We start from the raw sequence: 3569 nt of genomic DNA, 5'->3' as shown, positions 1-3569 counted from the left end.
GGTCCGGGCCCGCCGGGCTGATCGGGGCGGGCGACGGCGCCTCCGCCGGCGCGGGGGCGCCGGTGCTCTCGCGCACCGTCAACTCCGGCGGCAGCAGCACCACTTCGTCGGAACCTCGGCCCTTGAGCTTGGCGACGATCTGCTCCACGGCGTACCGGCCCATCTCCTGCGCGGGCACAGCGACGGAGGTCAGCGGCACCGACGCGTGCGCGGCGACCTGGTCGGGGCAGATGGCCATCACCGAGACGTCCTCCGGCACCGCCCGCCGCTGCTGCCGCAGCAGTGCCAGCAGCGGATCGGTGGCGGCCTCGTTCTGCACGACGAACGCCGTGACCCCGGGGCGCTCCTCGTAGATCCTCGCCAGCGTCGCGGCGACCCCGGCGTAACTGCCCTCGCAGGGCCGGTGCAGCAGGCGCAGTCCCAGCTCCCGGCTGCGTTCCCGCAGGCCGTTCAGGGTGCGTTCGGCGAAGCCGGTGCGACGTTCGTAGACGGCCGGGGCCTCGCCGATCACGGCGATCTCCCGGTGCCCCAGCCCGGCCAGGTGCTCGGCGCACAACGCGCCGGCCGCCGCGAAGTCCAGGTCCACACAGCTGAGGCCGGTGGTCTCGGCGGGCAGGCCGATCAGCACGGCCGGCCAGCCGGTCTGCCGCAGGGGTGGCAGACGGTCGTCCTGCAACTCGACGTCCATCAGGATCATCGCGTCGGCCAGCGCACTGCCCTCGATCCGGCGGACCGCCGCGGGGCCCTCCTCGCCGGTGACGAGCAGCACGTCGTATCCGTAGGTGCGGGCGGTGGTGGCGACGGCGATCGCGATCTCCATCATCACCGGCACGTACATGTCGGTACGCAGCGGCACCATGAGTGCGATGATGTTCGAGCGGTTGCTGGCGAGAGCCCGCGCCCCCGCGTTGGGGTGGTACCCGAGCGTGGCGATGCTGTGCTCGACCCGCTCGCGGGTGGCTGCGGAGATGGACCGCTTGCCGCTGAGGACGTAACTCACCGTGCTGGAGGAGACTCCGGCATGCTGAGCGACATCAGCGAGGGTGACCATGCGGCTCTCCCAGGCTAGTGAAGCGCATCGATTCCTACGACCTCGACTCTAGGACGGCTGCGGGCGGTTGTCCAGACCATCCGTCGAAGCGCTTCGACGCCCCCCGCCGCACTCGGCCGGCTTCGCGACCTCACCCGTGTCCGCATCCCGCGCGCACACCCTGGTGGACGAGGTGTCACCGCGATGGACGATGACGACTGCCGCGAGGCCGACGGCCAGGCCGAGAGCGGTCTGCGGACCGAACGTCTCGCCGAACATGAGGGCTCCCCAGACTGCCGTGACCGGGGCCATGAGGAACATGAGCGTGTTGACCCTGGTGACTCCGGAGCGCCTCAGGATGAGCCAGTAGAGCCCGTATCCGCCGAAGGTCGACAAGGCCACGAGCCAGGTGATCGCCACCCAGAACGAGAGCTCAGCGGGTGGCTTCGCGGCTCCGGCGCCCACGGCAAGCGCCGTGAAGACCACGGCACTGGTGGCGCAGTGGACCGTCAACGACACCGCGGGCGCGACCCGTACACGGGAACGCCCTTCCAGGAACGTGGCCGCCACCAGCGAGAACATGCCGAGGAAGGGGACGAGGTAGGCCCACCAGGCCACACCGGTGCCGGCCGCGGCATCAGCCATGGTGACGATGGCGACGCCGCTCGCCCCCAGGCACAGACCGAGCCACTGCTCGCGCGAGACGTACTGACGCAGCAACGGTCCGGCAAGCGCCCCGGCGACGAGGGGCTGGACGCCGTCGATCAGAGCCGTGGTTCCGCTGGAGACCCCGAGTTGGATCGCGTAGTAGACGGTGAGCAGATAGCCGCTCTGCGACAGCACGCCGATCACGGCCTGCCGGGCCACGTCACGCACCGTGAGACCCCGCCACGACGCCCTGGAGACGGCGGCGACGACAAGCAGGATGACGGCCAGCGGCAGGAACCGCCACATCAGGATCGTGACCGCGGACGCGCTGCCCGCGCCGAGCTTGGCTCCGATGAACCCGGAACTCCAGCAGATCACGAAGGCGGTCGACAACAGGAAGTTCATGCCTCACCCCTCGACTAAACAGATCGGTATACCCATCGGCCGACTATACAGATCGGTATACTCCTGAGGCATGGGCACTACCGAGAGACCGCGACGGATCACGATGACGCCTGCCGCACAGCGCGTCCTGGAGGCCGCCGCGAGGCTGTTCTACGAGCGCGGCATCCATGCCGTCGGGGTGGACCTGATCGCCGCCGAGGCCGGGGTGACGAAGAAGACCCTCTACGACCGGTTCGGTTCCAAGGAGCAGATCGTCGTGGAGTACCTCGCGGATCGTGACGAACGCTGGCGCGCCTTCCTCGCCCAGTGCCTCGACGCCGCACAGCCGACGTCCACAGCGCGCGTCCTGGCCGTCTTCGACGCCTCACGCGCGTGGTCGGCGAAGAACAGCCCCAAGGGGTGCAGCATGGTCAACGCGCACGCCGAGATCAGCGATCCGTCCCACCCGGCCCACCCGATCATCACCGGGCAGAAGCAGTGGATGCTCACCCTGTTCACCGACCTCGCCGGAGACATCACACCGGACGGGGCCGGCCCGTTGGGCCGGACACTCATGCTGCTTCACGAAGGAGCGCTCGTCGCCCACGGCCTGAACGTCTTCGCGGACCCCATCGGCCGGGCCCGCGAACAGGCGCAAGCCCTCCTCGCCACCACCGGGGACGCCGCAGCGGAGCGGTGAGGCGGCACCTGGAAGAGGGCCAGTGGGCAGCCTCGGGATCGTCGTGCCTCCGGCCGGCGGGAGGTGGCGGGACGTTTGACGGGGATCATCAATCGAATGGCGCGGCATGCGCTCCGGTCAGTAACTTCCAGGTGCCAGGTTCACCGCTTACCGCCGGGGGTTCGCATGTCCATCACCTCACTGAGACGCGCCACCCGGGAGAGTTTCGCCGGGCTGCCCCGCGAGTTCTGGTGGCTGTGGACGTCCACCCTGGTGAACCGGCTGGGCGGCTTCGTCGCCACCTTTCTCGCCATGTACCTCACCGTCGACCGGGGCTACTCGGCGACCTACGCGGGTCTGGTCGCCGCCCTGTACGGGCTGGGCGGCGTGGTGTCCTCCGTCGGCGCGGGCGTCATGACGGACCGCCTGGGCCGCCGCCCCACGCTGCTGGCGTCCCAACTCGGCACCTCCGCCTCGGTGGCCGTGCTCGGCTTCATGGAAGACCCGGTCGCCATCGCCGTGGTGGCCTGCCTGGTCGGCATGACCAGCAACGCGTCCCGCCCGGCCGTGCAGGCGATGATGGCGGACATCGTCGCCCCCGCCGACCGCATCCGGGCTTTCGCGCTCAACTACTGGGCGATCAACCTGGGGTTCGCGGTGTCCGCGACGGCCGCCGGCCTGATCGCCGAACACGGCTACCTGCTGCTGTTCCTCGGCGAGGCGACACTCACCGCGGTCTGCGCCGTCCTGGTCTTCGCCCGCCTGCCCGAGTCCCGCCCGGACCGCACACCGGCCGGCGACCGCACACCGGCCGGCGACCGCGCGCCG

4 protein-coding genes are annotated in these 3569 nt (G+C 70.2%); 2 read left to right on the top strand and 2 right to left on the bottom strand.

Going from position 1 to position 3569, the window contains the following annotated elements:
• Positions 1–1051 (bottom strand): LacI family DNA-binding transcriptional regulator (locus ACYVE9_RS19210; protein ID WP_461029120.1); only part of this gene is annotated, 1051 nt, incomplete at its 3' end.
• Positions 1052–1099: 48 nt separating this feature from the next.
• Positions 1100–2083 carry a DMT family transporter gene (locus ACYVE9_RS19205; protein WP_461029119.1) on the bottom strand — a complete coding sequence of 328 codons (984 nt, stop codon included), beginning with the start codon at positions 2081–2083 and terminating at the stop codon, positions 1100–1102.
• A gap of 70 nt (positions 2084–2153) precedes the next feature.
• Between ACYVE9_RS19205 and ACYVE9_RS19200 the strand changes: the two genes are divergently transcribed.
• Positions 2154–2762, top strand: coding sequence for a TetR/AcrR family transcriptional regulator (locus tag ACYVE9_RS19200; protein WP_461029118.1), 609 nt, complete (start codon positions 2154–2156; stop codon positions 2760–2762).
• Positions 2763–2927: 165 nt separating this feature from the next.
• Positions 2928–3569 (top strand): MFS transporter (locus ACYVE9_RS19195; RefSeq protein WP_461029117.1); only part of this gene is annotated, 642 nt, incomplete at its 3' end.

It is taken from the genome of Streptomyces sparsus, assembly GCF_054776295.1.
This window is presented reverse-complemented; position numbering and strand designations above follow the sequence as displayed.

Bases quoted from the DNA above. Each gene is read 5' to 3' on its own strand.
- ACYVE9_RS19205 (WP_461029119.1), bottom strand. From the start codon at position 2,083: ATGAACTTCCTGTTGTCGACCGCCTTCGTGATCTGCTGGAGTTCCGGG.
- ACYVE9_RS19200 (WP_461029118.1), top strand. From the start codon at position 2,154: ATGGGCACTACCGAGAGACCGCGACGGATCACGATGACGCCTGCCGCA.